The organism is Comamonas thiooxydans (assembly GCF_002157685.2).
In the GTDB taxonomy this organism is placed as follows: Bacteria; Pseudomonadota; Gammaproteobacteria; order Burkholderiales; family Burkholderiaceae_C; genus Comamonas; species Comamonas testosteroni_H.
Map to the genome: position 1 here is coordinate 4,133,819 of NZ_AP026738.1, position 23,373 is coordinate 4,157,191.

At 63.3% G+C, this 23,373-nt stretch carries 23 protein-coding genes; 6 read left to right on the plus strand and 17 right to left on the minus strand.

The genetic code is table 11. The features are described 5' to 3' along the window. Nucleotides 1–39: 39 nt before the first annotated feature. From hisS to surE, 12 genes are all read right to left on the minus strand, one after another. Complete coding sequence (hisS, locus tag CTR2_RS19205) at nucleotides 40–1,356, minus strand: histidine--tRNA ligase (RefSeq protein ID WP_012839174.1); 1,317 nt, start codon at nucleotides 1,354–1,356, stop codon at nucleotides 40–42. A 199-nt stretch (nucleotides 1,357–1,555) separates the two neighbouring features. Continuing rightward, nucleotides 1,556–2,836, minus strand: a complete 1,281-nt coding sequence (ispG, locus tag CTR2_RS19210; RefSeq protein WP_087081833.1) for a flavodoxin-dependent (E)-4-hydroxy-3-methylbut-2-enyl-diphosphate synthase — start codon at nucleotides 2,834–2,836, stop codon at nucleotides 1,556–1,558. 19 nt (nucleotides 2,837–2,855) lie between these two features. Continuing rightward, nucleotides 2,856–3,842, minus strand: a complete 987-nt coding sequence (locus CTR2_RS19215; protein WP_087081831.1) for a RodZ domain-containing protein — start codon at nucleotides 3,840–3,842, stop codon at nucleotides 2,856–2,858. Then, the gene (pilW, locus tag CTR2_RS19220) at nucleotides 3,835–4,686 is read right to left on the minus strand and encodes a type IV pilus biogenesis/stability protein PilW (protein ID WP_254913247.1); all 852 of its coding nucleotides are present in this window, start codon (nucleotides 4,684–4,686) and stop codon (nucleotides 3,835–3,837) included. Before pilW ends, CTR2_RS19215 begins: the two co-directional genes overlap by 8 nt. Before the next feature lie 25 nt (nucleotides 4,687–4,711). Continuing rightward, the gene (rlmN, locus tag CTR2_RS19225; protein ID WP_034376389.1) at nucleotides 4,712–5,833 is read right to left on the minus strand and encodes a dual-specificity RNA methyltransferase RlmN; all 1,122 of its coding nucleotides are present in this window, start codon (nucleotides 5,831–5,833) and stop codon (nucleotides 4,712–4,714) included. Nucleotides 5,834–5,965: 132 nt separating this feature from the next. Beyond that, nucleotides 5,966–6,391, minus strand: a complete 426-nt coding sequence (gene ndk / locus CTR2_RS19230; protein WP_003053316.1) for a nucleoside-diphosphate kinase — start codon at nucleotides 6,389–6,391, stop codon at nucleotides 5,966–5,968. 122 nt (nucleotides 6,392–6,513) lie between these two features. Continuing rightward, complete coding sequence (locus CTR2_RS19235; protein WP_087081827.1) at nucleotides 6,514–8,097, minus strand: pseudouridine synthase; 1,584 nt, start codon at nucleotides 8,095–8,097, stop codon at nucleotides 6,514–6,516. Next, nucleotides 8,094–9,263 (minus strand): SMC-Scp complex subunit ScpB, encoded by a 1,170-nt coding sequence (gene scpB / locus CTR2_RS19240; protein ID WP_087081825.1) that lies wholly within the window; start codon nucleotides 9,261–9,263, stop codon nucleotides 8,094–8,096. The genes CTR2_RS19235 and scpB overlap by 4 nt, the downstream gene beginning before the upstream one ends. 99 nt (nucleotides 9,264–9,362) lie before the next feature. Further along, a complete protein-coding gene (locus CTR2_RS19245; protein ID WP_087081823.1) occupies nucleotides 9,363–10,421 on the minus strand; it encodes an RluA family pseudouridine synthase in 1,059 nt (352 codons plus the stop codon). 2 nt (nucleotides 10,422–10,423) lie between these two features. Then, nucleotides 10,424–11,293 carry a peptidoglycan DD-metalloendopeptidase family protein gene (locus tag CTR2_RS19250; protein ID WP_087081821.1) on the minus strand — a complete coding sequence of 290 codons (870 nt, stop codon included), beginning with the start codon at nucleotides 11,291–11,293 and terminating at the stop codon, nucleotides 10,424–10,426. 13 nt (nucleotides 11,294–11,306) lie between these two features. Next, a complete protein-coding gene (locus tag CTR2_RS19255; RefSeq protein ID WP_087084508.1) occupies nucleotides 11,307–12,092 on the minus strand; it encodes a protein-L-isoaspartate(D-aspartate) O-methyltransferase in 786 nt (261 codons plus the stop codon). Further along, on the minus strand, nucleotides 12,089–12,874 hold the full coding sequence (surE, locus tag CTR2_RS19260; RefSeq protein WP_087081819.1) for a 5'/3'-nucleotidase SurE: 786 nt from the start codon (nucleotides 12,872–12,874) through the stop codon (nucleotides 12,089–12,091). The genes CTR2_RS19255 and surE overlap by 4 nt, the downstream gene beginning before the upstream one ends. A gap of 123 nt (nucleotides 12,875–12,997) precedes the next feature. Between surE and CTR2_RS19265 the strand changes: the two genes are divergently transcribed. The 3 genes from CTR2_RS19265 to CTR2_RS19275 all read left to right on the plus strand — a co-directional run bounded on the left by CTR2_RS19265 (nucleotide 12,998) and on the right by CTR2_RS19275 (nucleotide 17,305). Then, complete coding sequence (locus tag CTR2_RS19265; protein ID WP_087081817.1) at nucleotides 12,998–13,975, plus strand: NADPH:quinone oxidoreductase family protein; 978 nt, start codon at nucleotides 12,998–13,000, stop codon at nucleotides 13,973–13,975. A gap of 86 nt (nucleotides 13,976–14,061) precedes the next feature. Further along, complete coding sequence (locus tag CTR2_RS19270; RefSeq protein WP_087081815.1) at nucleotides 14,062–15,669, plus strand: alkaline phosphatase D family protein; 1,608 nt, start codon at nucleotides 14,062–14,064, stop codon at nucleotides 15,667–15,669. Between the two features lie 22 nt (nucleotides 15,670–15,691). Next, the gene (locus tag CTR2_RS19275; RefSeq protein ID WP_087081813.1) at nucleotides 15,692–17,305 is read left to right on the plus strand and encodes a phospholipase D family protein; all 1,614 of its coding nucleotides are present in this window, start codon (nucleotides 15,692–15,694) and stop codon (nucleotides 17,303–17,305) included. Nucleotides 17,306–17,363: 58 nt separating this feature from the next. Here CTR2_RS19275 and CTR2_RS19280 read toward each other — a convergent pair whose 3' ends face one another. After that, nucleotides 17,364–18,743 (minus strand): NAD(P)/FAD-dependent oxidoreductase, encoded by a 1,380-nt coding sequence (locus CTR2_RS19280; RefSeq protein ID WP_087081811.1) that lies wholly within the window; start codon nucleotides 18,741–18,743, stop codon nucleotides 17,364–17,366. Between the two features lie 386 nt (nucleotides 18,744–19,129). Between CTR2_RS19280 and CTR2_RS19285 the strand changes: the two genes are divergently transcribed. The 3 genes from CTR2_RS19285 (at nucleotide 19,130) to CTR2_RS19295 (ending at nucleotide 20,662) form a co-directional block, all read left to right on the plus strand. Next, nucleotides 19,130–19,393 carry a ParD-like family protein gene (locus tag CTR2_RS19285; protein WP_003063854.1) on the plus strand — a complete coding sequence of 88 codons (264 nt, stop codon included), beginning with the start codon at nucleotides 19,130–19,132 and terminating at the stop codon, nucleotides 19,391–19,393. Next, a complete protein-coding gene (gene map, locus CTR2_RS19290; RefSeq protein WP_087081809.1) occupies nucleotides 19,390–20,196 on the plus strand; it encodes a type I methionyl aminopeptidase in 807 nt (268 codons plus the stop codon). Before CTR2_RS19285 ends, map begins: the two co-directional genes overlap by 4 nt. Before the next feature lie 133 nt (nucleotides 20,197–20,329). Beyond that, nucleotides 20,330–20,662, plus strand: a complete 333-nt coding sequence (locus CTR2_RS19295; protein WP_003063858.1) for an SMR family transporter — start codon at nucleotides 20,330–20,332, stop codon at nucleotides 20,660–20,662. On the opposite strand, the gene CTR2_RS19300 is transcribed toward CTR2_RS19295, so the two are convergent. From CTR2_RS19300 to aroQ, 4 genes are all read right to left on the minus strand, one after another. After that, complete coding sequence (locus tag CTR2_RS19300) at nucleotides 20,656–21,348, minus strand: alpha/beta hydrolase (RefSeq protein ID WP_087081807.1); 693 nt, start codon at nucleotides 21,346–21,348, stop codon at nucleotides 20,656–20,658. The genes CTR2_RS19295 and CTR2_RS19300 overlap by 7 nt on opposite strands. A 195-nt stretch (nucleotides 21,349–21,543) precedes the next feature. Beyond that, nucleotides 21,544–21,954, minus strand: coding sequence for an alternative ribosome rescue aminoacyl-tRNA hydrolase ArfB (gene arfB / locus CTR2_RS19305; RefSeq protein WP_087081805.1), 411 nt, complete (start codon nucleotides 21,952–21,954; stop codon nucleotides 21,544–21,546). Then, entirely contained in the window at nucleotides 21,951–22,889 is a 939-nt protein-coding gene (locus tag CTR2_RS19310; protein ID WP_087081803.1) for an alpha/beta fold hydrolase, read from the minus strand. Before CTR2_RS19310 ends, arfB begins: the two co-directional genes overlap by 4 nt. Beyond that, nucleotides 22,883–23,326 (minus strand): type II 3-dehydroquinate dehydratase, encoded by a 444-nt coding sequence (gene aroQ / locus CTR2_RS19315; protein ID WP_087081801.1) that lies wholly within the window; start codon nucleotides 23,324–23,326, stop codon nucleotides 22,883–22,885. The genes CTR2_RS19310 and aroQ overlap by 7 nt, the downstream gene beginning before the upstream one ends. Nucleotides 23,327–23,373 lie beyond the last annotated feature (47 nt).

Sequence of the window (23,373 nt, forward strand, 5' to 3'; positions counted from 1 at the left end):
ATTGGATGGAACGCTGGTCGGAAAACGAGGTGCGGAAAATCAAACCGCCGATTTTAGGCTGCCGGCCCACAGGGCCACGTCCGCCAGAGCTTGCTGCACCTGCTGGCCTTCGCCGTCGCGCAGCGACTTCACAGTCACCTTGCCCTGGGCCAGCTCGTCGGAGCCGAAGATCAGGGCAAAGCGTGCACCCGAGCCATCGGCCTTCTTGAACTGGGACTTCATCGAGCCCATGCCCTCGGCCGAGCCGCCGGCCGCCGCATGCATCTGAACCGCCACACCGGCTGCACGCAGTTGCTGCACGGTCTTGAAGACCTGAGGCAGCACCGAGGCGTCGGGAATGATGGCGTAGACATCGGCTGCGGGCTGGGGAATCTCCACCCCCACTTCCTTGAGCACTTCGAGCACGCGCTCCACGCCCATGCCCCAGCCCACGGCCGGAGCGGGCTTGCCGCCGATTTCCTCGATCAGATAGTCGTAACGACCGCCGCCGCAGATCGTGCTCTGCGAACCCAGCTTGTCGGTAATGAATTCGAACACCGTGAGGTTGTAGTAGTCCATGCCGCGCACCAGACGCGGGTTCAGGCTCCACGCCACGTCGTTGGCATCCAGAATGTCCTGCACAGCCTTCAGATGCGCCTTGGATGCATCGCCCAGATAGTCCATCAGCCTGGGAGCTGCGTTGACCATTTCCTGCATGGCAGGATTCTTGGTGTCCAGAACGCGCAGCGGATTGCTGTACATGCGGCGCTTGGCTTCCTCGTCCATCACCTCGGTGTGCTGCTCGAAGTAGGCAATCAACGCCTCGCGGTGGGTCTTGCGCTCCTCGGGCTGACCCAGGCTGTTGAGCTCCAGACGCACGCCTTCAATGCCCAGTTCTTTCCAAAGTTGAGCGGCCAGCAGAATCACTTCCGCATCCAGCTCGGGACCGGCAAAACCCAGGGCTTCCACACCGACCTGGTGGAACTGGCGATAGCGACCGCGCTGGGGCTTTTCGCGCCGAAACATCTGACCGATGTAGAACAGACGCTTGCCGCCTTCATACAGCAGATTGTTTTCCACCACCGAACGCACCACGCCGGCCGTACCTTCAGGACGCAGGGTCAGATGCTCGGCCTGGCCATGCTTATCCGCCCGGTCCTCAAAGGAGTACATCTCCTTTTCGACGATATCGGTCACCTCGCCCAGGCCGCGCACAAACAGGGCCGTGGGCTCGACGATGGGGGTGCGCATATTGCGATAGGCAAAGCGGCCCATCAGATCGCGCACCTTGGCTTCAAACCACTCCCAACGCGCCGAATCGGGTGGGAGAATGTCGTTCATGCCTTTGACGGCGGTCAGTTTTTCGTTCTTGGCCACGTGAAGTCTCACACTTGGGCTACTAGCAAAACAAGAGCATATTGCGCATGGCAATCATGCTCTTCAACTAGAAACCTAATTCAAATCCATACAGATAGTGCGCAAGCAGCTATCAATTCCAAAGTCTTGGCTCGCTGGCATTGTGCCAGCAAGCGCAATCACCACCCGCATGCCGGGCCGCTGCAAGCGCTCGACTCGCTCAGGCCTTCTGGCCGTAGCGGCGCTGCACATATTCCAGCACCAGGGTCTGGAACTCCTCGGCGATATGCTCGCCGCGCAGCGTCAAGGCCTTCTCGCCATCAATGAAAACGGGCGCTGCTGGCGCTTCGCCATTGCCGGGCAGACTGATACCGATATCGGCATGCTTGCTCTCGCCGGGGCCGTTGACGATGCAACCCATCACGGCCACCTTCATGGCTTCCACGCCAGGGAACTGGGTGCGCCAGACCGGCATTTCACCGCGCAGGAAATCGTCAATCTTCTTGGCCAGTTCCTGGAAAGTGGTGCTGGTGGTGCGGCCGCAGCCCGGGCAGGCGGTGACACTGGGCACGAACACGCGCAGACCCAGGGCCTGCAGAATCTCGGAGGCCACCACGACCTCCTGCGTGCGCGCTTCACCCGGCTGGGGCGTGAGCGAGACGCGAATCGTGTCACCAATGCCCTCTTGCAGCAGCACCGACAGCGCAGCAGTGGATGCCACCGTGCCCTTGGTGCCCATGCCGGCCTCGGTCAGGCCCAGATGCAGTGCATAGTCGCAGCGGCGCGCCAGCTCTCGATAGACCGAAATCAGGTCCTGTACACCGCTGACCTTGCAGGACAGGATGATGTTGTCGGGATTCAGCCCCATGTTCCTGGCCAGCTCGGCCGAGGTGATGGCCGAGGTGATCAGTGCCTCGTACATGACCTGGCGCGTTTCCCAGGGCTGGGCACGCTTGCTGTTCTGGTCCATCAGCTCGGCCATGATTTCCTGGTCGAGCGAGCCCCAGTTCACGCCGATGCGCACGGCCTTGTCGTACTTGGCGGCGATCTCGATCATCTGGCCGAACTGCTTGTCCTTCTTGTCGCCCTTGCCCACGTTGCCGGGGTTGATGCGGTACTTGGACAGCGCCTGGGCGCAATCGGGATAGTCGGTCAGCAGGCGATGGCCGTTGTAGTGGAAGTCGCCCACCAGCGGCACGTACTCGCCCATGCGGTCGAGTTGCTCACGGATATAGGGCACGGCCGCCGCCGCCTCGGGCGTGTTCACCGTGATGCGCACCATCTCCGAGCCAGCCTGGGCCAGCTGGCGCACCTGGATGGCGGTTTCAACCGCATCCACGGTGTCGGTATTGGTCATGGACTGCACGCGCACGGGCGCATCGCCCCCCACGGTGACCACGTTGTTGCGCCACACCACCCGGGCCTGGCGCGATTTGCGCGGCAGCGGGCTGGCGATGGCTATCGCCTGGCTGAGCTGCTGCGAGCTTTGAGAATCTTGCACTCTTGTTTACCTCGAACGGTTACTTCACCTCGAAGCGAGCCACATTGTCGCGTGTGCTCGAGATATCGAAGGGTTCACCACGTACCGTCACCTGCGTGCCCTTGGCATTGCCCACAATCACCGACAGGGGCAACTGGCCTTCGGCAGTCGCAGTTTCATCCTTGGACAGGGTCTTCTCCAGCACCACCTTGCCGGCTCCATCCCTGACCTTGACCCAGGACTGGCCGGTATTCACCTTCAGCACCAGCAGGCCGGCAGCGCCGGTCACGGGCACAGCCGCCTCGGTTGCCGGGGCTGCGGTTTGGGCAGCTGCCACAGGTGCGGGAGCGCTTGCTGCAGCGCTGTCGCCTGGCATGCCGGCCGCAGCAGCAACCGACACAGGTTCTGTCACCGGCGCCGCAGGGACGGCAGAACTGCCCTGTGCGCCGCTCTCGGCCTGGGCAAGCGGTTCTGCAGCCGGAGCGCTCACCGCTGCCGCCTGGCCAGACTGGGCCTGAGCCGGCGCTGGCGCGCCTGCCCCATCGGCGCCGTCCACCATCTGCTGGAATGGCACAAAGTACACGGCAGCGGCAGCCGCCAGCAGAATCAGAACGCCTGCCGCAATCTTGCGAGAGCTGCTGTTGCCGGAGTCCAGCGGTGTACCCGTGACCTTGAAGCTGCTGCGCACCTTGACGGTCTCGTTGATGCCAGGACCTGTTTTGGCAAGGCTTTTGATCTCGGTGCGTGGCAGCTTGGCCAGCACCGATTCGGCATCGATATGCAAGGTCCGGCACATTCCCATGGCCAGAGCACGCATGAACACATGATCGGGAAAGGCCGCATAGTCATCGGCCTCCAGCGCTTCCAGCTTGTGCTGCGGCACCTTCAATGTCGCAGCCATCACGGGCAACTGCATCCTGGCTGCTTCCCGCGCCTGACGCAACAAGACCCCGGCCGTGGCCTGCCCCTGAGTTGGCACCTGCTCTTCGCTTTGCATAGTTTCCTCTTCCACCGCAGCCTCATTCATTGAAAGCTCCACGCTCATAGGCCAGCCACTGACGCGATTGAGGAAAACGCTCGCGCAACTGATCGGCCTGTTGACGCGCTCCAATGTCGTCGTGCAATGCCCTGTCTATTTTGATCCCCAGCCAGAGGCTTTCCGCACTGGCCTGGTTGCTATTGTTATTCAAGCGCCGGATGTAGAACTGCGCCTTCTTCAGATCACCTTTGAGCCAAAGCACATTTGCCAGGTTGTAGCCTGCGGCGGGGTTGCCCACATCCATCTCGTAGGCACGAAACATGTTCTGGTAGGCCAGTTCCAACTGTCCTGCCTGCTGGTAGCACATGCCCTTGGCCAGCAGGGTCCTGGGCTGTTCACGGTAGCCCGGAGCCTGCAAGGCTCTATCAAACCACTGCTGGGCTACGTCGAAATGCTTTTGCTGGCATTGCATCCAGCCGTAATTGTGAATCTGGTTGCCGTCGCGCGGATTGAGATCCACGGCCTTGCGCATGGCGATCTCCGCCTGCGTCCAGTCCTGGTTCTGCATGAGGATCAGGCCCAGCAGGCCGTATGCATCGGCGTAATCGGGCTTGGCAGCCAAGGCCTGCCCCACCTCATCCATGGCCACATCCAGGCGCCCGGCCTGAAAGTAATTGGCAGCCAATTCCAGGCGAATCTGTGCACGGCGATTGGCATCGGCGACCTGGGTCCCGCCCGTGCCAACCACAGAAGCCTGGGGGACGGACGTAGAGGAAGTGGTGGTGGTCGTTGTCGAAGTACAACCCACAAGTGCCGCAACCGCAACCGGTACCCCCCACCGGGCCAACAAGCCCCAATGTTGCCAAACCGGTCGCTGTACCACTGCCCTCATTGATTGTCCTTTATTCAAAACTCCGTCAAGACACCTGCTTGAGCGGGATAGTACGCTGCTTGGCCATACGCTCGGCGGCGCGAGTTCTGTCCTTCACATCGCCCGCGAGCTGACCACAGGCCGCGTCGATATCGTCGCCCCGGGTCTTGCGCACCGTGGTCACGATGCCGGCATTGCTCAGCAACGTAGCGAACTCGGTCACACGAGCCGAAGGCGAGCGCAGCAAACCCGAAGCAGGGAAGGGATTGAACGGGATCAGATTGAACTTGCACCAGCTCTTGCCATCGCCGCGCGCGCGCACCAACTCTATCAGCTGGCGCGCATGCTCAGGCTGATCGTTAACGCCGTCGAGCATGCAATATTCAAAGGTGATGAAGTCACGCGGCGCGAACTCCAGATAGCGCTCGCAGGCGTCCAGCAGCTCGGCAATCGGGTACTTCTTGTTCAGCGGCACCAGGTTGTCACGCAGCGGATCATTGGGTGCGTGCAGCGACACCGCAAGCGCCACCGCGCAGTCCTGCGACAGGCGATCCATCATGGGCACCACGCCCGATGTGGACACCGTCACGCGACGACGCGACAGGCCATAGCCATGGTCGTCCAGCATCACGCGCAGGGCAGGCACCAGCGCACTGTAGTTCTGCAGCGGCTCGCCCATACCCATCATCACCACGTTGGAGATGATGCGATCTTCGGTACCGAAGCGCTTGCGCAGCGAATGCTCGGCATACCAGAGTTGGGCAAGGATTTCGCCAGTATTGAGGTTGCGGCTGAAGCCCTGATGCCCCGTAGAGCAAAAGCGGCAGCCCACGGCGCAACCGGCCTGGGACGAGACACACAGCGTGCCACGGTCGTCCTCAGGAATGAAAACGGATTCAACGGCATTGCCGTCACCCACATCGAACAGCCACTTCACGGTGCCATCGGCCGAGACATGCTCGGTCACCACAGGCAAAGCGGTAATGTGGGCCCGGCTTTTGAGCTTTTCGCGCAGGGACTTGGCCAGATCGGTCATCTGGTCGAAATCGGATGCGCCACGCTGGTGAATCCAGCGGAACAGCTGCGTCGCACGGAAACGCTTCTCCCCGAGCTGCTCGCAATAAGCGGTCAGGCCTTCGAGGTCAAAATCAAGCAAATTAGTAGTCATATCGGCATGTGGCGAGGCGTCTTGCGAACGGTGTTTGCCACGCCGTGGCCAGCATCTTCAAGTGCTGACACCCGCTTTGCACGAATGCAAAGCGCTGGCGTCAGCGAGAGCATGCTGTAAAGCTAGCGTGGATTAACGCGAGTACACGTTCATGCCGGGGAAGAAGAAGGCAACTTCCACAGCAGCAGTTTCAGCAGCGTCGGAGCCGTGCACGGCGTTGGCATCGATGCTGTCGGCGAAGTCGGCGCGGATGGTGCCCTTCTCGGCCTTCTTGGGGTCGGTGGCGCCCATCAGTTCACGGTTCTTCAGGATGGCGTTTTCGCCTTCCAGAGCTTGAATCATCACGGGGCCGGAGACCATGAAGTCCACCAGATCCTTGAAGAAAGGACGAGCAGCGTGCACAGCGTAGAACTGCTCGGCTTCGCCGCGCGACAGGTGCACCAGCTTGGCAGCCACGATCTTCAGGCCAGCAGCTTCGAAGCGGGCGTAGATTTGGCCGATCACGTTCTTGGCAACTGCGTCGGGCTTGATGATGGAGAGGGTACGTTCGATAGCCATGATGATTATTTCCTAATCAGGGTTACTATGGGTTTTTGCCGAAAAAGCAAAACAGTTGATTTTAGCGGTGCCGCCATAGACCTTGAAGTCCGGGCAGCACTCAAATCCTTACGGATGCCTTTTTAGCGACCGCCGCGGCGACCGCCACCACCGCCGCCACCAGGGCGACGCTTGGCGTTCTGGCGGGCACGCGACAGGCTGTCGCTGCCGATATAACCCACCGAGGTGCGCATGGGGTCGGGCTGACCGCCCCCCTGCGAGCGGCCCGAGCCACCGGAGCGGCCGCCGGACTTGTTGCGCGGGTTGTCACCCAGCATGCCGCTAGGTGCCGGACGATTGCCGTCCCACTCGCCACGGCGCTGGCCACCGCCTTCACGACGTCCCTGGGGTGCGCGATCGGCATTCATGCCATTGCCACGACCGCCACTGCGGTTGTTGCGGCCGCCACGGTTGTTGGCACCGCGGGCGCCGCCGTTGTTGCGCTCGACGGGAGCACGCTCCTTGACGCCGGCTGCGGACATCAGCGCCTGGATATCGGCCTGATCGAGCTCCACCCAGGCGCCGCGCTTGAGACCGCGCGGCAGCATCATGGCGCCGTAGCGAATGCGGATCAGACGGCTGACGGCATGGCCCACGGCCTCGAACATGCGACGCACTTCGCGGTTGCGGCCTTCGGAGATGGTCACGCGGTACCAGCAGTTGGCACCTTCGCCGCCGCCATCTTCCACGGCACCAAAGCTGGCTTCGCCGTCTTCGAGCTGCACGCCGTCCAGCAGACGCTGCTTTTCTTCCTTGCTCAGCGCGCCCAGCACGCGGGCCGCGTATTCACGCTCCAGGCCGAAGCGGGGGTGCATGAGCGAGTTCGCCAGCTCGCCCGAGCTGGTGAACAGCAGCAGACCTTCGGTATTCAGGTCCAGGCGCCCCACCGACTGCCACTTGCCATGCTGCAGCTTGGGCAGCTTGCGGAACACCGTGGGGCGGTTCTGCGGATCGTCATGCGTCACCACTTCGCCCACGGGCTTGTGATAGGCAATCACGCGTGCGGGAGGCGGGTCGATGCGGAAGCGGATGGGCTGGCCGTTGACCTTGACGATATCGCCGAACTGAATGCGCTGGCCGACGTGGGCAGGCTCGTTGTTGACCGAGATGCGCCCTTCCAGGATCAGTTGCTCCATCTCCAGGCGCGAACCCATGCCGGCCTGGGCCAGCACCTTGTGCAGCTTGGGAGAATCAACCTGGGGCGCAAGCACGCGCTTGGCGGGCATGGCGCTGCCATTCTCTTCCTCGTCGTCGAAATCGCCCGAGATCACATCGGCAAAGTCGATGTTCTGACCCTTGCGTCCCTTGGATCCATGAGGAGCGGGAGCGCTCTCCACAGCCACTTCCGCAACGACGGCATCTGCTGCGTCATGGTCCTGGGACTGGGCCTCCACCTCCTGCTCAGCCACGGGCTGAACCGGCTCCTCGACGGCCACGGCTTCTTCGGTACGGGGCTTGGTCACTCGCTTGCGCGCAGGCTTGGCCTCGGCAGCAGCGTCCTTTTTGACGCCGGCGCGCTTGCGCGGTGCGGCAGGCTTCTTGGCCTCGGTGGCATCCTTGACCCCATCGGCCTTGGCTGCGCGGGGCTTGCGAGTCTTCTTGACCGGCTCGGCTTCGGGCGAAGCGGCTGCGGACTCGGGCATCGGGTTCGATGTCTCGTTGTTCATTCCAGTTTTCCTTCGGGGATGACGCCATCGCCATCCTCCACAATTCGTTGTTCTGCCGACCCGACGGCATCGTCGGCCCGCGCTTTCGTATTTGTGTCCTCGGCCTCGTCGTCGCTGCCGTAGTCATCCTCGAGAAACGCCTTCAGGCCCACCCACTCGGTACGCCCGGCTTTCTTGGCCACCGGTTTGGGCTCCGGCTCTGCCGCCTTGGCAGTCCTGGCGGGCCTGGCCGCTTTGGGCTTGCTCACGGCTGGCGGCGCCTCAGTCGGCCCTGGCTCCGAATCCGGCAGCTCAATCGCTATCTCTTCAGTAGCATCTTGCTCAATATCACTCTGCACTTGGTCCGGATATGGCTCCAACTCTGGCGCATCCGCCTCGGGCTGAAGCTCCGACACAAGCTCTGCAGGCGCTTGCGCCACAGGGTCGGCATCGGTATCCGGCAGCTCCTCGGCGCCATCTTCCTCATCTGGGGCACCCAGGATCTCACTCTCCGCCGCATCGGACTCTGTCACGACATCCGTATCCGCAGCGACCTCGGCCGGCTCTGCGGCCTCCACGCCCTCCTGGCGCTGGGCGCCCTCGGCCCCGGCCTCCGGCACGGCGGTCTGGTCGCCCACCTCCCCATCCAGCGCCTTGAACAGACTTTGCTGGGCCTGGGTTTCCTCCAGCATGGGCAGCTGATCCAGCGACTGCAGACCCAGATCATCGAGAAACTGGCGTGTGGTGGCAAACAGCGCGGGCCGCCCCACGGTTTCACGGTGGCCGATGACCTCGATCCAGCCTCTATCTTCCAGTTGCTTGATGATCAGGCTGTTCACGGTCACACCGCGAATGTCCTCGATATCACCCCGCGTGACCGGCTGACGGTAGGCAATGATGGCCAGCGTCTCCAGCGTCGCCCGCGTGTACTTGGGCGGCTTCTCGGGGTGAAGCTTGTCCAGATAGACGCGCATCTCGGGCCGGCTCTGGAAACGCCAGCCAGAAGCCACCTGCACCAGTTCCACGCCCTTGAGGGCCCAGTCCTTTTGCAGATCCAGCAGCAAATCCTTAACCGTGTCCGAGCCCAGCACATCATCAAAAAGTGAGCGCAATTCCCGCAGCGTTACAGGCTGCGGGGCACAAATCAATGCTGTTTCAAGAACCCGCTTGGCATCTACCGTATTCATGGGCGCAGCGTTTCGGGAGCGGCTGTCGCACCGACTGCGGTGGGACGCCTGATTCTAAGAAGAGAGGGAAGCGCCCCAAAGATGCCATGCGAGTGATGGTCAGAGGCTTTCCGGCAGATTGTAACGCAGACCCCATAAATCCAGTGCACCGGCCATGTCTTGTGGCAGCGGCGCATAGTGGACCAGCGGCTTTCTCGTCACAGGGTGCTCGAAGGCCAGCCTGAAGGCATGCAGCGCCTGGCGCTCCAGTCCGCCCTCGGGCTGGCCGCCATACAGCGTATCGGCTATCAGCGGATGACCGAGCGAAGCCATGTGCACCCGGATCTGGTGCGTGCGGCCGGTGTGCAGCGTGCAGCGCACCAGGCTGTGAGTTGCATCACCATCGAGCAGATCGAAGTCGGTACGCGCCTGCTTGCCGGGATGCAGATTCAGGTCCACCACCGCCATGCGCAGGCGGTTGCGCGGGTCGCGGCCGATCGGAGCATCGACCTCGCGGCGCTTGCGGCTGCCCCATTGCTTGTGGGCAAGCGCCAGATACTGACGGCTCACGTCGCGCGCGGCAATCATCTTGATGAGCGCATCCATGGTGCTGCGATTGCGCGCCACCACCATCAAGCCGCTGGTGTCCTTGTCCAGCCGGTGAACAATGCCGGCGCGCGGCACCTGGCGCGCTTTTTCGTCACGCGCCAGCAGGCCGTTGAGCAGTGTGCCGGTCCAGTTGCCGGGAGCCGGATGCACCACCAGACCCGCAGGCTTGTTGATGACCAGCAGATCCTCGTCCTCATAGACCACCTGCAGATCCATGGCCTCGGGCTGGAAAGCCATGCTCTGCTGGGTGGGCCGCATCTCCACGCGCAGGCGATCGCCCACGGCCACCTTGACCGAGGGCTTGATCAATACCTTGTCGTTGAGCGTGACCGCACCATCGGCCAGCAATTGCTGCAGATAGCTGCGCGAGAACTCCGACACCCCCAGCGCCAGCACCTTGTCCACACGCTGTCCGTGATGCTCGGTGCCGACCATGAGTTCGCGGTTCTCGACCTCCGCCGAGGCAATGGCGTCTTCGGCTGCTTCGTCCCAGCTCTGCTCGACCGCGTCAGAAGGCACAAGCCCCTGCGGGGCAGGGGCTTGTGCGGCTTGCTTGCGTTGCGAGGCCATGCTCAACGTGAAGGCAGATAACGCGAAGGATCGACAGGCTTGCCCTGGCGACGCACTTCGAAGTGCAGCTTGACGCGATCGGCATCGGTGCTGCCCATCTCGGCAATCTTCTGTCCCTTCTTCACGGCCTGATCTTCCTTGACCAGCAGCGACTGGTTGTGGGCGTAGGCGGTCAGATAGGTGTTGTTGTGCTTGAGGATGATGAGATTGCCGTAGCCACGCAGGCCGGCACCGGCATACACCACACGGCCATCGGCCGCCGCCACCACGGGATCACCGGCCTTGCCGCTGATGTCGTAGCCCTTGTTGCGCTGCTCGTCGAAGCCGGCAATCAGCGAGCCGCTGGCAGGCCAGATGAAGTTCACATCATCGGCTCCCTTGGCAACAGGCGCCGGGCTGGTTGCAGGCGTGGCCGGTGTAGCAGGCACGGGCGTTGCAGTTGCTGCGGGGGGAGTCACGGGTGTGGTCGTCGTTGCGGCACTGCCACCACCCACAACCACGGGCGCGACACCGCGGCCCGAGCCGGACGATGCGGCGGGCGCCTCGCGTCCTGGCGGCACCACGCGCACCACCTGACCGACTTCGATCACGTTGGGATTGTCCAGATTGCTCCAGCGAGCAATGTCCTTCCAGCTCTGGCCGTGTTCCAGACCAATCCTGATCAGAGTGTCGCCAGGCTTGATGGTGTAGTAACCCGGCTTGCCGGCATTTTCAGCGCCGGGCAGCGACTTGACGTCCACAGTTGAAGACGAGGAGGCCGACTGTCCGCGATCCTCCACAGGAGCCCTGTTTGCCTGGGCAGCACAACCGGCCAGGATGACACCTGCCAGCACGGCCGTTCCCCATGCACCAAGACTTCGCGATACCAACATAAGCTATTCCCTTCTAGGCGATCCCCGATTTTAGAGGGACAAAGTTGACTGCTTCCAAAACTGTCTGCGTAAAACCGTGTGAACTCTTGTCAATCACCAGCAGTGCCTGCTTACCCGCACCCACCACGACCGGAGCCACCAGACGCCCGCCCACCGCCAGTTGATCACACCACTCCTGCGGCACCACATCACCGCCGGCAGCGGAGATGATGCCCGCATAGGGCGCGCCACTGGCAAAACCCACCATGCCGTCACCGAGGATCAGATGCACATTGGACAGGCGCATGGGGCGCAGATGGCTGCGCGCCTTCTCGTGCAGGCCACGCAGCCGCTCTATCGAATAAACCTCTTTGGTGAGCATGGACAGCACGGCCGCCTGGTAGCCGCAACCGGTGCCGATCTCCAGCACGCGCCCTTGCCCGTTGCGGGCCGCATCGGAGTCGAGCAGCAGCTCGATCATGCGGGCCACGATGCTGGGCTTGGAGATGGTCTGGCCGAGGCCGATAGGCAGGCTGGTGTCTTCATAGGCCTGGTTGACCAGAGCACTGTCGACAAAGCGGTGGCGCTCCACCGTGGCCATGGCCTGCAGCACGGCGGGATTGCTGACGCCGGCCGCACCGATGCGCTGGGCCATGCGGGAGCGCACCGTGGAGGAATCCAGACCCACGCCCACGGGCGAAGCGGCCACACGCAAGGGATTGAGGGGCTTGGGAGCAACAGGCGGCCGCGCCGCGCTGGTGCCTGTCTGCACGGAACGTGCAATCCAGCCCGGCACCTGAGGCGGACGACGCTCGCTCACGATGCGGCCGCCGATGTGTTGGATGGACCTGCCAGCTTGCTGGCCGTCTGCGCCCAATAGCCGAGGTTTTCATGATCTGTCAGATCGACCTTGAGCGGCGTCATGGAGACATGGCCATGGGCCGTGGCATGGAAGTCCGTGCCTTCGGAGTCATCCTTGGCTGCGCCGGCGCTACCGATCCAGTACATGGTCTCGCCGCGCGGGCTTTGCTGCTGAATGGCCTGCTCTGCCGCATGACGGCGCCCCAGGCGACACAGCTTGACGCTTTTGAGTGCATGCAGCGGCATATTGGGAATATTCACGTTCAACAGCCAGGGAGCAGTACCGATCAACTGCTGGGCCAGCATCTCCTGAACCATCTGACGGGCCGTGGCAGCTGCCGCCTCCAGTTCGGCCCAGCCCTTGTCAACCTGCGAGAAGGCAATCGACGGGATACCGAACAGATAGCCTTCCATGGCCGCCCCCACGGTGCCCGAGTAAATCGTGTCGTCGCCCATATTGGCGCCGTTGTTGATGCCCGAGACCACCAGATCGGGCCGGTAGCCAAGCAGGCCGGTCAGCGCGATATGCACGCAGTCTGCGGGCGTGCCGTTCACGTAGCGAAAGCCGTTATAGGCCTGGTGCACATACAGCGGCGCGTTCAGCGTCAACGCATTGGACTTGGCGCTGTTGTTGTGCTCGGGCGCCACTACTTCGACGTCTGCCACGGTGCGCAGCGCATCGTGCAAAGCCACGATGCCAGGGGCCTGGAAGCCGTCGTCATTGCAAATAAGAATCTTCATGGATGAGGCGGATTGTAGGCGGCTCCAAGGTCACGACAGAGACACGCGGCATTCGCACCACACTTCTATCATCTGCGAGCCGATTCCCCCCAATCTCACCTCAAGAAGATCAGGAGACAAGATATGCACGCATGGCTCTGCACCACCCCCACCGGCGTCGAAACACTGAAATGGACCGAGCAGCCCACACCGCAGCCCGGCCCCGGCCAGGTGCTGCTGGAAGTCAAGGCTGCCAGCCTGAACTTTCCCGATCTGCTGATCGTGCAGAACAAATACCAGATCAAGCCGCCCCTGCCCTTTGTGCCGGGCTCGGAATACGCCGGCGTGGTGCAGGCCGTGGGCGAAGGTGTCAAACATCTCAAGGTGGGCCAGCATGTGGCCTGTCTTTCGGGCACGGGCGGGTTCGCCACGCATACGCTGGCACCCGCCGCCATGTGCATGCCACTGCCGGCCGACTTCCCCTTTGTCGATGCCGCCGCCTTCATCATGACCTATGCCACCTCCCACCATGCACTCATGGACCGAGGTCAGCTCAAGGCCGGAGAGACCGTACTCGTGCTGGGCGCGGCGGGCGGCGTGGGCACGGCAGCCATACAGATCGCAAAGGCGGCCGGTGCCCGGGTGATTGCAGCTGCCTCCACCGACGAAAAATGTGCGCTGTGCAAGGCGCAAGGTGCGGACGTCACCATCAACTACAGCCAGGGCGATCTGCGTGAAGCCATCAAGGCAGCGACAGACGGCAAGGGACCCGACGTGATCTACGATCCCGTGGGCGGCGATTTTGCCGAACCTGCCTTCCGCTCCATTGCCTGGCGCGGCCGCTATCTGATCATCGGCTTTGCCTCCGGCCCCATCCCCTCGCTGCCGCTGAACCTGCCTTTGCTCAAGGGCGCTTCCCTGGTCGGCGTGTTCTGGGGCGACTTCGCCAAGCGCGAGCCTCAGAACAATGCCGCCATGATGCAGGAGCTGTCGCAATGGTGGGCCCAGGGCAGGATCAAGCCCGTGATCGACCGCACCATGCCCATGAGCGAGCTGTTCGCCGCCTACGAACGCATGGGCTCGCGCCAAGTACAAGGCAAGCTGGTGCTGGTCAACGCGTAAAGCTGCGGTAAACCGCGGCGATGCCTGTGGGGTCGGGGAGATACTTCCAGCCACTGGCTACAAAACCCCAACACCGCAGCATCGCCATGTTTTCTCCTCTTCACGCGCCTGCGCCGGAGCGCCGGCGCTTTCTGATTGCCTCCAGCCTTGCCACGGCCGTGGGTGCCCTGCCCGCCTGGGCCCGAGCCACGGAATCACTGACCCACAACCCATTCACCCTGGGAGTGGCCAGCGGCGACCCGGAACCCGACAACATCCTGATCTGGACACGGCTCACAGCGCCTCTGGACTACCTGGGCACGGCGACCGCGCCAGACCTGGCAGCACAGACCGTGCATTGGGAAGTGGCCCATGATGCCCAGTTCCGCCAGGCCGTGGCCCATGGGCAGACACAGGCCAGGGCAGAATGGGGCCATGCCGTCCATGTGCAGGTCAACGGCCTGAGCCCTGACCGCTGGTATTTCTACCGCTTCCGCTGTGGGGACGCCTTCAGCACCACGGCACGCTGCCGCACCGCCCCGGCGGCCGGCGCCGATGTGCGCAAGCTGCGCCTGGCCGTGGCCTCCTGCCAGCGCTGGGAGCATGGCTTCTACAGCGCCTGGACCGATGTCGCGCAGGCCTCGCCCGATCTGGTGCTGTTCCTCGGCGACTACATCTATGAATATGCGCAACCGGCCAAGCCCGATGGACTGGCGCGTCCACAGCCGCTGCGTACCGCCCAGACCCTGCAGGACTACCGCGACCGCTATGCACTGCACAAGAGCGACCCCCATCTGCAGGCCGCCCATGCCGCGTGCAACTGGTCCGTCATCTGGGACGATCATGAGGTTGAAAACGACTATGTCGCCCAGTACGGACGCGGTGACAGCGCTCACTTTTTAGCAAGGCGCATGGCAGCCTGGCAGGCTTTTTATGAAAACATGCCGCTGCGTGACAGCGCATTGCAGCGCAACTTTCAAGGCCTGGCGCTGTACCGCAGCCTGCAGTGGGGCAAGCTGGCCAGACTGCATCTGCTGGACGGCCGCCAGTACCGCGATCTGCAGGCCTGCCGCCCCGAGGGCAAGGCCAGCACTGGCACCGTGGACCCAGCCGAATGCCCTGCCCTGCAAGATCCGGCACGCAGCTTCCTGGGCTGGGATCAGGAGCGCTGGCTGGCCCGGCGGCTGCAGGACGATGCTCGCCAGAGGGCCGAGGCCACCCGCTGGAGCACCGTGGTGCAGACCACCTTGTTCGCGGCCCGCAAGCATCCCAATGGCCGGCAATCGACCGACAGCTGGGACGGCTACCCTCAGGCCCGCCAACGCCTGGTGCGCCAGATTGCCGAGAGCCAGCCGCGCAACAGCGTGCTGCTCGGTGGAGACATTCACCAGAACTATGTCTGCGCCATTGCAACCCAGGCCGATCAGGCTCCGGACAAGGCCAATCCGGTGATCGCCAGCGAATTCTGCGGCACCTCCATCAGCTCGCACAGCGGCACGACGCAGGCCAGGGTAGATGCCATCGTGGCCCACAACCCCCAGGTGGTTTTCGCACGCTGCGAGGAGCGCGGCTACAGCCTCGTGGAGATCACGCCGCAGTCCATGAGCACCGAGCTGCGCGCCGTGAGCAACCCGCTCCAGGCCGACAGCAGCCTCTATACGCTGGCACGCTTTGTGGTGGAAGATCGCCGCCCCGGCCCTGTGAAGATCGCCTGATGCGCTGCGGCATACTCGGGTCATGCAAAACACACAGGCCTCGAGACCCGAACTTCCCCTGTGGCGCGGTACGGCGGCCGCCCTGCTGATCGCGGGGCTGCTCACAGGCTGCGGTCTGCCGCCCCTGCCGGATCGCACTGCCACGCAGGCTCTGAGTGCCGAACAGGCCCTGCAAACCCGGCTCGGCCAGGCTCTGGAGCCGCTGCAGCAGGCGCATCCGGGGCAAAGCGGTATTCACATGCTGGCCGATGCCCATGACGCCTATGCCGCCCGCGCCCTGCTGGCCCGGGCCGCGCAGCGCACGCTCGACGTGCAGTACTACATCTGGCGCAACGACACCACAGGTCATTTGCTGCTCGATGAGTTGCTGCTCGCGGCAGACCGCGGCGTGCGCGTACGCCTGCTGCTGGACGATGGCGGCACCGGCGGCATGGACGCCATGCTGGCCGCCCTGGACCAGCATCCGCAGATCGAGGTACGGCTGTTCAATCCCTTCGCGTTGCGCACGCCCAAGGTGATCGGCTATGTAACGGACTTCGCGCGCACCCAGCGGCGCATGCACAACAAGAGCTACACGGCCGACTCCGCCGCCACCATCGTGGGCGGGCGCAATATCGGCGACGAGTACTTTGCTGCCTCCGATGGCGTGCTGTTCGCCGACCTCGATGTGGTGGCCACAGGCTCGGTGGTGGGTGAGGTGGCAGCGGAATTCGACCGTTACTGGAACAGCCCCTCCGCCTACCCGGCAGCCAGCCTGCTGCCCGCCATGCCACAGCAGGCCGTGGACAAAGTCTATGCAGGCCTGCACGCCGATGTGAACCGCCCGGAGTCACAGGCCTATGTGCAGGCCGTGGGCCGCAGCCGCTTCAGCACCGACTTGCTGGCGGGTCGACTGCCGCTGCAATGGGCCGAGACCACCCTGGTCAGCGACGACCCGGCCAAGGTTCTGCGCGAAGCCGCGCCCGAGGACTTGCTGCTGTCCCAGCTCCAGCCGGTGATTGGCAAGCCGCAGCAGTTGCTGGAAGTGGTCTCGCCCTATTTCGTGCCCACCCGGGCCGGGGTCGACGCCTTTGGACTCCTGCGCCAGCAAGGCGTGCGGGTACGCATTCTGACCAACAGCCTGGAGGCCACCGATGTGGCCGTGGTGCACGCGGGCTACGAGAAATACCGCAAGCCGCTGCTGAAGATGGGCGTGGAACTCTACGAGATGCGCCGCCAGATCGATCTGCGCAGCCAGCCCGCTGCCACCGGGCCGGACATGACACCAAGAAGCGAGCCTGCCGAAAAGCCCCCCAAGCGCGAAGTCCCGTCACCTGCCGCGCTGAGCGGCAGCTCTGCCACCACGGGCAGCTCGGGCGCCAGCCTGCATGCCAAGACCTTCGCGGTTGACGGCAAGCAGCTCTTTGTCGGTTCCTTCAACTTCGATCCGCGCTCGGCCATGCTCAACACAGAAATGGGCGTGGTCATCAAAGACCCGGCCTTGAGCCAGCAGGTCAGCACCAGCCTGGATCAGCACCTGCCGCGCATGGCCTACAAGGTGCAACTGGACGCGCAAGGCGGGCTGAGCTGGACGGGCCAGAATCCGCAGCCGCCCCATGAAGCCCAGACCTTCAGTGCCGACCCCGGCACCAGCTAGTGGCAGCGCTTCATGGTGCGGGTGCTGAGCTGGCTGCCCATCGAAGGATTTTTGTAACTCAGTCCAGGCGGATGGAGGGCCGCAGCCGCGCATTCATCAGGTCGATCAGCCACAGCAGGCCGCCACGCCAGAAGCCGTAAAGCCGCGCCTGATGCGAGCGGTACAGCATGATGTGGCTGAGCATGGCCATGCGGCCACGGATCACGCCGCCATTGAACAGGCCGAACTTTCCCAGCGAGCCATAGGCGTCGTAATGCGCAAGGGACACCAGCGCGCCAAAGTCGCGGTAGGCAAAGCCTACGGGTTTGGCACCGGGACGCTCCAGCACATGGGGCAGGGTCTCGATCAGATAGCGGGCCTGCTGGTGGGCCACCTGGGCTGTGGGAGGCAGGGCCTCCTGCTTGCCCGGCAAGGTATAGCTGGCACAGTCGCCCAGGGCATAGATATCGGGGTCGCTGGTCTGCATCTCGTCATTGACCAGCAGCTGATTGCTGCGCGTGGTCTGCAAACCCAGCTGCATCAGGAATTCCGGCGCCTTGACCCCGGCTGCCCAGACACGCAGGCTGGCGGGAATCAACTCGCCATTGGCCAGCTCGAAACCCTGCTCGGTCGCACGGCTGACGCGGCCACCGACGATCACGGAAACGCCCAGGGCCTGCAGCCGCACTCGCGTGGCTTCGGAGATTTCTTCGGGAAAGCTGGGCAGCAAGCGCGAGCCTGCCTCTATCAGCACGATGCGGAACTTGGCCGCCTCACCCAATGCGCCGTAGGCCGTGGCACTTTCTGCAAGCTGGACAAGCTCTGCCGCCAGCTCAACCCCCGTGGCACCGCCGCCCACGATGGCAACCTGCAACTGCTCCCCGCTGGTCATGCAGCGCACCATGCGCAGCCGGATTTCCTGGTTGAAGGCATCGGCCTTGCGCCGCGAGTCGATCATGAAGCAATGCTCATGCACGCCGGGCGTGCCGAAGTCGTTGGCGCCGCTGCCCACCGCAATCACCAGCTTGTCATAGGCAAGACGCCGACCCGCTACCAGTTCGCGACCATCGGGTGCATAGATGGGGGCCAGCAGAATCTCGCGTGCCTCACGGTCCAGGCCGCACATCTCGCCGGGCTGGTAGGCAAAGTCGGCATCGGTGGCCTGGGCAAGATAAGTGGTCTGCTGCTGGGCCAGATCACGGGTGCCGGCGGCAATCGTGTGCAGCATGGGCTTCCAGACATGGGCGGAGTCGCTGTCCACCAGCGTCACCGTGTCGATGCTTTCGCTCTTGAGCTTGCCCAGGGCCGTGGCCACTTCCAGCCCCGCCACGCCACCGCCCACGACCACGATGCGGGCCCCATGTCCATCGCGTGGAGGCTGTGGCTTTCGAGCTTGCGGCTCCCGGGATTCGATGACGGGCTGCTCGCCCTGCTCTGCTTGATTGACTGCGTTTTCCATGAACGACCCTGACTCTGCGTCTGTTGTGACCGGACGCCAGAACATCCCAAGATATCTGGCACGCATTGATTGTTCTTCAATTTTTATAGCAGGAAACTCAATATGGACAAGGCAGATACTGATGATATATATCTTTTATAAGACTTGTGCTGTACGAATGCAAGGTCTGCCTTGAAAGCTTTCAATTTTCTGAATAACCCTGGCTGCAAGCAATGCCAATCAAGCGTGGAGCGCTATCAACTTCTTGAGCGCCATGTCGTACGACGTGGCCTTAAAACTCCATTCGACGAACAGCGCTTGTCAAGCAACGGCAAAACCGCGGCTCCAACCATGCAATTTGCATTTGTCAATATACGAAACGTATACAGACCTTATGATGCTCGACCATGGGAATCGTCAAAATTTCAGACCAGTTGCACGACCAGATTCGTGTCTCCAGCGCGGCCCTCGGCCGCTCCATCAATGCCCAGGCCGAGCACTGGCTGCGTGTAGGCCAGTTGGCCGAGCATCACCCCCAGCTCAATTACGAAGGCATCTGCGCCCTGCTGCTGCAACAAGCCGAGCGTGAACTGCAGCCTGCCAGCGCTCATGAGGCCGACACAGTCGTGCGCCGCCCCCGTCCCGTGCGCCTGGTAGGAGGCATGCAATGAAGCGCGGCAAACAAAAAGTCGTGCCCATTCATGACGCCACCGACATCTACCTCTCGCGCAAGGCCGGCGGCCTGGCCGCCAAGGTGCTGGCCATGCTCACGCCCCATGTGCAGCCCGGCGTGAGCACCGAGGAGCTGGACAAGATCTGTCACGACTACATCGTCAACGAGCTGAAATGCACGCCCACCAATGTCGGCTATTACGGCTTCCCCAAGACCGTGTGCACCTCCGTCAACCACGTCGTCTGCCACGGCATCCCCGATGCCAAGCAGGTCCTCAAGGACGGAGACATCGTCAATGTCGACGTCGCAGTGACCACGCCCGAAGGCTGGATCGGCGACACCAGCCGCATGTACTACGTGGGCCAGCCCAGCAATCTGGCCAGGCGCCTGGTCAACACCACCTATGAAGCCCTGGTGGCCGGCATCCGCGCGGTCAAGCCCGGAGCCACGCTGGGCGATGTGGGCCATGCCATCCAGACCGTGGCCCAGCGTGAGCGCTTCTCCATCGTGCGCGAGTACTGCGGTCACGGCATCGGCAAGGTCTATCACGACGAACCTCAGGTGCTGCACTACGGCACGCCCGGCCAGGGACTGGTGCTGCAGCCCGGCATGATCTTCACCATCGAACCCATGCTCAACGCCGGCAAGGCCGCCACACGCGAACTGTCTGACGGCTGGACCGTGATCACCAACGACAAATCGCTGTCCGCCCAGTGGGAGCATATGGTGCTGGTGACGGAGGCCGGGTTCGAGGTGCTGACGCCCTGGCCCGAGGGCACAGGCGACTACCCAGCCATCTGATCAAGCACGGCAAATCGCGCGTATTGCCTGCCCTCGGCGAGGCGCGCACAGTTGCCGGATTTTGGCAATAACGGCCAGAAGCGGTCCGGGGTCTTGGAACCAGCCCGGCCCCAGCCGCACTAAAGTGCCCGGCATGACAAATTACCTGTATCTGGGCCTGGCCATCATCTGCGAGGTGATTGCCACCTCCTTCCTCGCCAGGTCGGAAGGCTTCTCCAGGCTCGGCCCCACCGCTGTTGCCCTGGTCGGCTATGCGATTTCGTTCTATCTGCTGTCGCTGACACTGCGCACCGTTCCCACAGGCGTGGCTTATGCGATCTGGTCCGGCGTGGGCATCGTGCTGGTCTCGGCCGTTGCCTATTTCTGGCAGGGCCAGAAGCTCGATGCCCCCGCTCTGGCCGGCATGGCCATGATTGTGGGGGGCGTGCTGGTGATCAATCTGTTTTCAAAGACCGCCGGTCACTGATCGCCCTCGCCCCCGACGTCCTCCACTGCCTGCGTCAGATCCTGCAGCCACTGCATGCTGGCGCGCAGTTCCTCGGGCCGGATCTCATGGGCGCCTGGATACTCGTGATAGCTCAGCTGCAAGGGCAAGGAGGCCAGGCGATCACGCACGGCATGGGCGCTGGTCAGCGGAATCACATTGTCATAAGTGCCGTGGCTGACCCAGGCCGACTTGCCCTCGAATGCGGCAGCGGGCGCGTGCAGCGACGCGATCTCGGGCAACAGGCGGCTGTGCCAGACCAGTGCGGCACGCAAGGTCTGTGGCTGGGTCAGCAACTGGCTCAGACTCATGATGCCGCCCTGGCTGAAACCTCCCAGCACCACCCGCTCGGGCGGGATGTCCAGTTGCTGCGCGGCCTGCTCCACCGTCTGCTGCAGCAAGATGCGCGCCTGCTGCTCCTGCGGCACATTGATATGGCGCGTGCCATCGGCATCCACAGTGAACTGAAACCAGGCATAAGCGCCCATGCCCATGGCAAAGGGCGCACGCAGACTGAGCACATGAAATTGCGGCGGCACATAGGGCACCAGGCCGAACAGGTCCTGCTCATTGCTGCCCACGCCATGCATGAGCACCAGCAGCCAGGCAGGCCGGCCGGCGTCAAGCTGCGCGGGCCGCTCCAGATAAGTCAAAGGCAATGTGCTCATGGACAACTCCCGAAGGCAGCACGGAATTTGATGGGAAACAGGCTGTAGCGCTTTTGCATTCTGCGACTGCAGCTATCAAAACAATATAGCGCAGACCCGCAGCCGACTGACCGATCCGCACTCGGCCCGACAGGGTACGCGCATGCCTTTTGATACAGTTGACTGGCCTGAGCGTGGCTTTGCCGCTACACAAGCTCAGTCATGCACCCGCCCGCGCAATGCCTTGATGCCGGCGCGCAGGCTTTTACCCTGCAGGCGCCTTTGCTGCGAGCCCCAGGTCGGCTTGGTGGGCTTGCGCGGGCGCGGCGGCCTGGCAACCATTGCCACCAGCGCATTGAGGCGCTGCAGCCCATCCCACAGGTTGTGCTCCTGGGTGCGGTATTTTTGCGCCTTGATGACCACCACCCCATCGGTGGTGATGCGCGAATCGCCCAAAGCCAGCAAGCGCTGCTGCACATCGGGCGGCAGACGCGAGGCCCGGACATCAAAGCGCAGATGTACGGCGCTGGCCACCTTGTTCACATTCTGGCCGCCCGGGCCTTGAGCGCGCACGGCGCTCCATTGCACATCGGCCTCGGTCAGCTCGAAGACGGCGGCATTGCTCACGACAGAGCCTCCTGCAGTGCGGCGCAGAAGGTGGCCGGATCCTCGTGCTGCACCCAATGGCCGACATTCCGCATCACATGCCAGTCCAGCGCCCCCCCGCACTGGCGCTGCATCAGCAGTTGCAGCTCGGCCAGGCAGCCCGCATACAGAGGGTCATGCTCACCATAGATCGCCGCCACCGGCACTTTGATACGGGTCAGAGCCCGGGCCAGCACATCGGTGCGCGACAGCCGTCTGCGCGGCAGCCGGTCACGAGCCACATTGAGCGCATGCAGCGCCAGCGTTTCCTCATCGATCAGCGCCGCGTCATGCAGCATGAGGGCCGCGATATTGTGGCGATGGGCCTGCATCTGTGCCTCCTGCCCCTGCAGGTGGCGCCAGCCCAGCAGGCGCACGCTGCGGCCTTCGGTCATTCCCATGCCGGGAGCGCCTACCACCACCAGCCTGCGGGCCAGCTCCGGATACTCGGCGGCCAGCAGACCGGCGGTCATGCCGCCAAAGGAAAAGCCGACCAGATCGCAGACCGGCCCCATATCGGCACTGCCCAGCAGTTGCCGGATGCCACAGGCCAGAGGCTCCAGCATGGTGTCCACATCCATGCCGCCGGGCACGCCATCGGATTCGCCAAAACCCGGCAGATCGGCCAGCCACAGGCTGTAGCCCGCCTCGGTCAGCGGCTCGATCACACGCAACCAATGCGTCCAGCTGCCGCTGCCGCCATGCAGCAGCACCAGCGGCAGGCCACGCTGCGCCACCCCGGCCGGGGGTTGCCAGCCATGCCAGACCATCAAGCCGCTGCCGGCAGCATCTCCAAGCCGGGTCTGCACGCGCTGCGCCGTGGCCTGCAGCCGGGCAATGGCTGCCGGTATCTCAACCCCCAGCTCCTGCGAGACCTGCTCCAGCGAACAGGCTGCTTCAACCGCCGATGTCACCACTGCGCCACCGCATCGATGGCCAGGCCGTAGCCTGCCACGCCGAAGCCGCACATCACGGCACGCGCCGTGGCCGACAGATAGGAATGGTGGCGAAAGCTCTCACGCGCATGGACATTGCTGATGTGCAACTCCACCAGCGGCACGGCCGTGCCCTTGACGGCATCGAGAATTGCCACACTGGTATGGGTGTAGGCCGCTGCATTCATGATCAGCGCCTGCAACTCACCCTTGGCGTGCAAACGGCCTGCCTCGTGAATCCAGTCCACCAGCTCGCCCTCATGGTTGCTCTGGCGAAACTCCAGCTTCAGGCCATGGCGTGCACAGGCCTCTTCGCAAAGCTGGCGCACATCGACCAGCGTGGCCGAGCCATAGATGGCGGGTTCGCGCATGCCCAGCAGATTGAGATTGGGGCCATTGAGGACGTAGACGGTTTTCACGGAAGCACTCTCCTGTTTTTTAAGGACTGCCCCGGATTATGCGAGCG

Coding starts and splice junctions, on each gene's coding strand:
- CTR2_RS19215 (WP_087081831.1), bottom strand. CDS start 3,842: ATGAATGAGGCTGCGGTGGAAGAGGAAACTATGCAAAGCGAAGAGCAG.
- pilW (WP_254913247.1), bottom strand. CDS start 4,686: ATGAGGGCAGTGGTACAGCGACCGGTTTGGCAACATTGGGGCTTGTTG.
- rlmN (WP_034376389.1), bottom strand. CDS start 5,833: ATGACTACTAATTTGCTTGATTTTGACCTCGAAGGCCTGACCGCTTAT.
- ndk (WP_003053316.1), bottom strand. CDS start 6,391: ATGGCTATCGAACGTACCCTCTCCATCATCAAGCCCGACGCAGTTGCC.
- CTR2_RS19235 (WP_087081827.1), bottom strand. CDS start 8,097: ATGAACAACGAGACATCGAACCCGATGCCCGAGTCCGCAGCCGCTTCG.
- scpB (WP_087081825.1), bottom strand. CDS start 9,263: ATGAATACGGTAGATGCCAAGCGGGTTCTTGAAACAGCATTGATTTGT.
- CTR2_RS19245 (WP_087081823.1), bottom strand. CDS start 10,421: ATGGCCTCGCAACGCAAGCAAGCCGCACAAGCCCCTGCCCCGCAGGGG.
- CTR2_RS19250 (WP_087081821.1), bottom strand. CDS start 11,293: ATGTTGGTATCGCGAAGTCTTGGTGCATGGGGAACGGCCGTGCTGGCA.
- surE (WP_087081819.1), bottom strand. CDS start 12,874: ATGAAGATTCTTATTTGCAATGACGACGGCTTCCAGGCCCCTGGCATC.
- CTR2_RS19265 (WP_087081817.1), top strand. CDS start 12,998: ATGCACGCATGGCTCTGCACCACCCCCACCGGCGTCGAAACACTGAAA.
- CTR2_RS19270 (WP_087081815.1), top strand. CDS start 14,062: ATGTTTTCTCCTCTTCACGCGCCTGCGCCGGAGCGCCGGCGCTTTCTG.
- CTR2_RS19275 (WP_087081813.1), top strand. CDS start 15,692: ATGCAAAACACACAGGCCTCGAGACCCGAACTTCCCCTGTGGCGCGGT.
- CTR2_RS19280 (WP_087081811.1), bottom strand. CDS start 18,743: ATGGAAAACGCAGTCAATCAAGCAGAGCAGGGCGAGCAGCCCGTCATC.
- CTR2_RS19285 (WP_003063854.1), top strand. CDS start 19,130: ATGGGAATCGTCAAAATTTCAGACCAGTTGCACGACCAGATTCGTGTC.
- map (WP_087081809.1), top strand. CDS start 19,390: ATGAAGCGCGGCAAACAAAAAGTCGTGCCCATTCATGACGCCACCGAC.
- CTR2_RS19295 (WP_003063858.1), top strand. CDS start 20,330: ATGACAAATTACCTGTATCTGGGCCTGGCCATCATCTGCGAGGTGATT.
- CTR2_RS19300 (WP_087081807.1), bottom strand. CDS start 21,348: ATGAGCACATTGCCTTTGACTTATCTGGAGCGGCCCGCGCAGCTTGAC.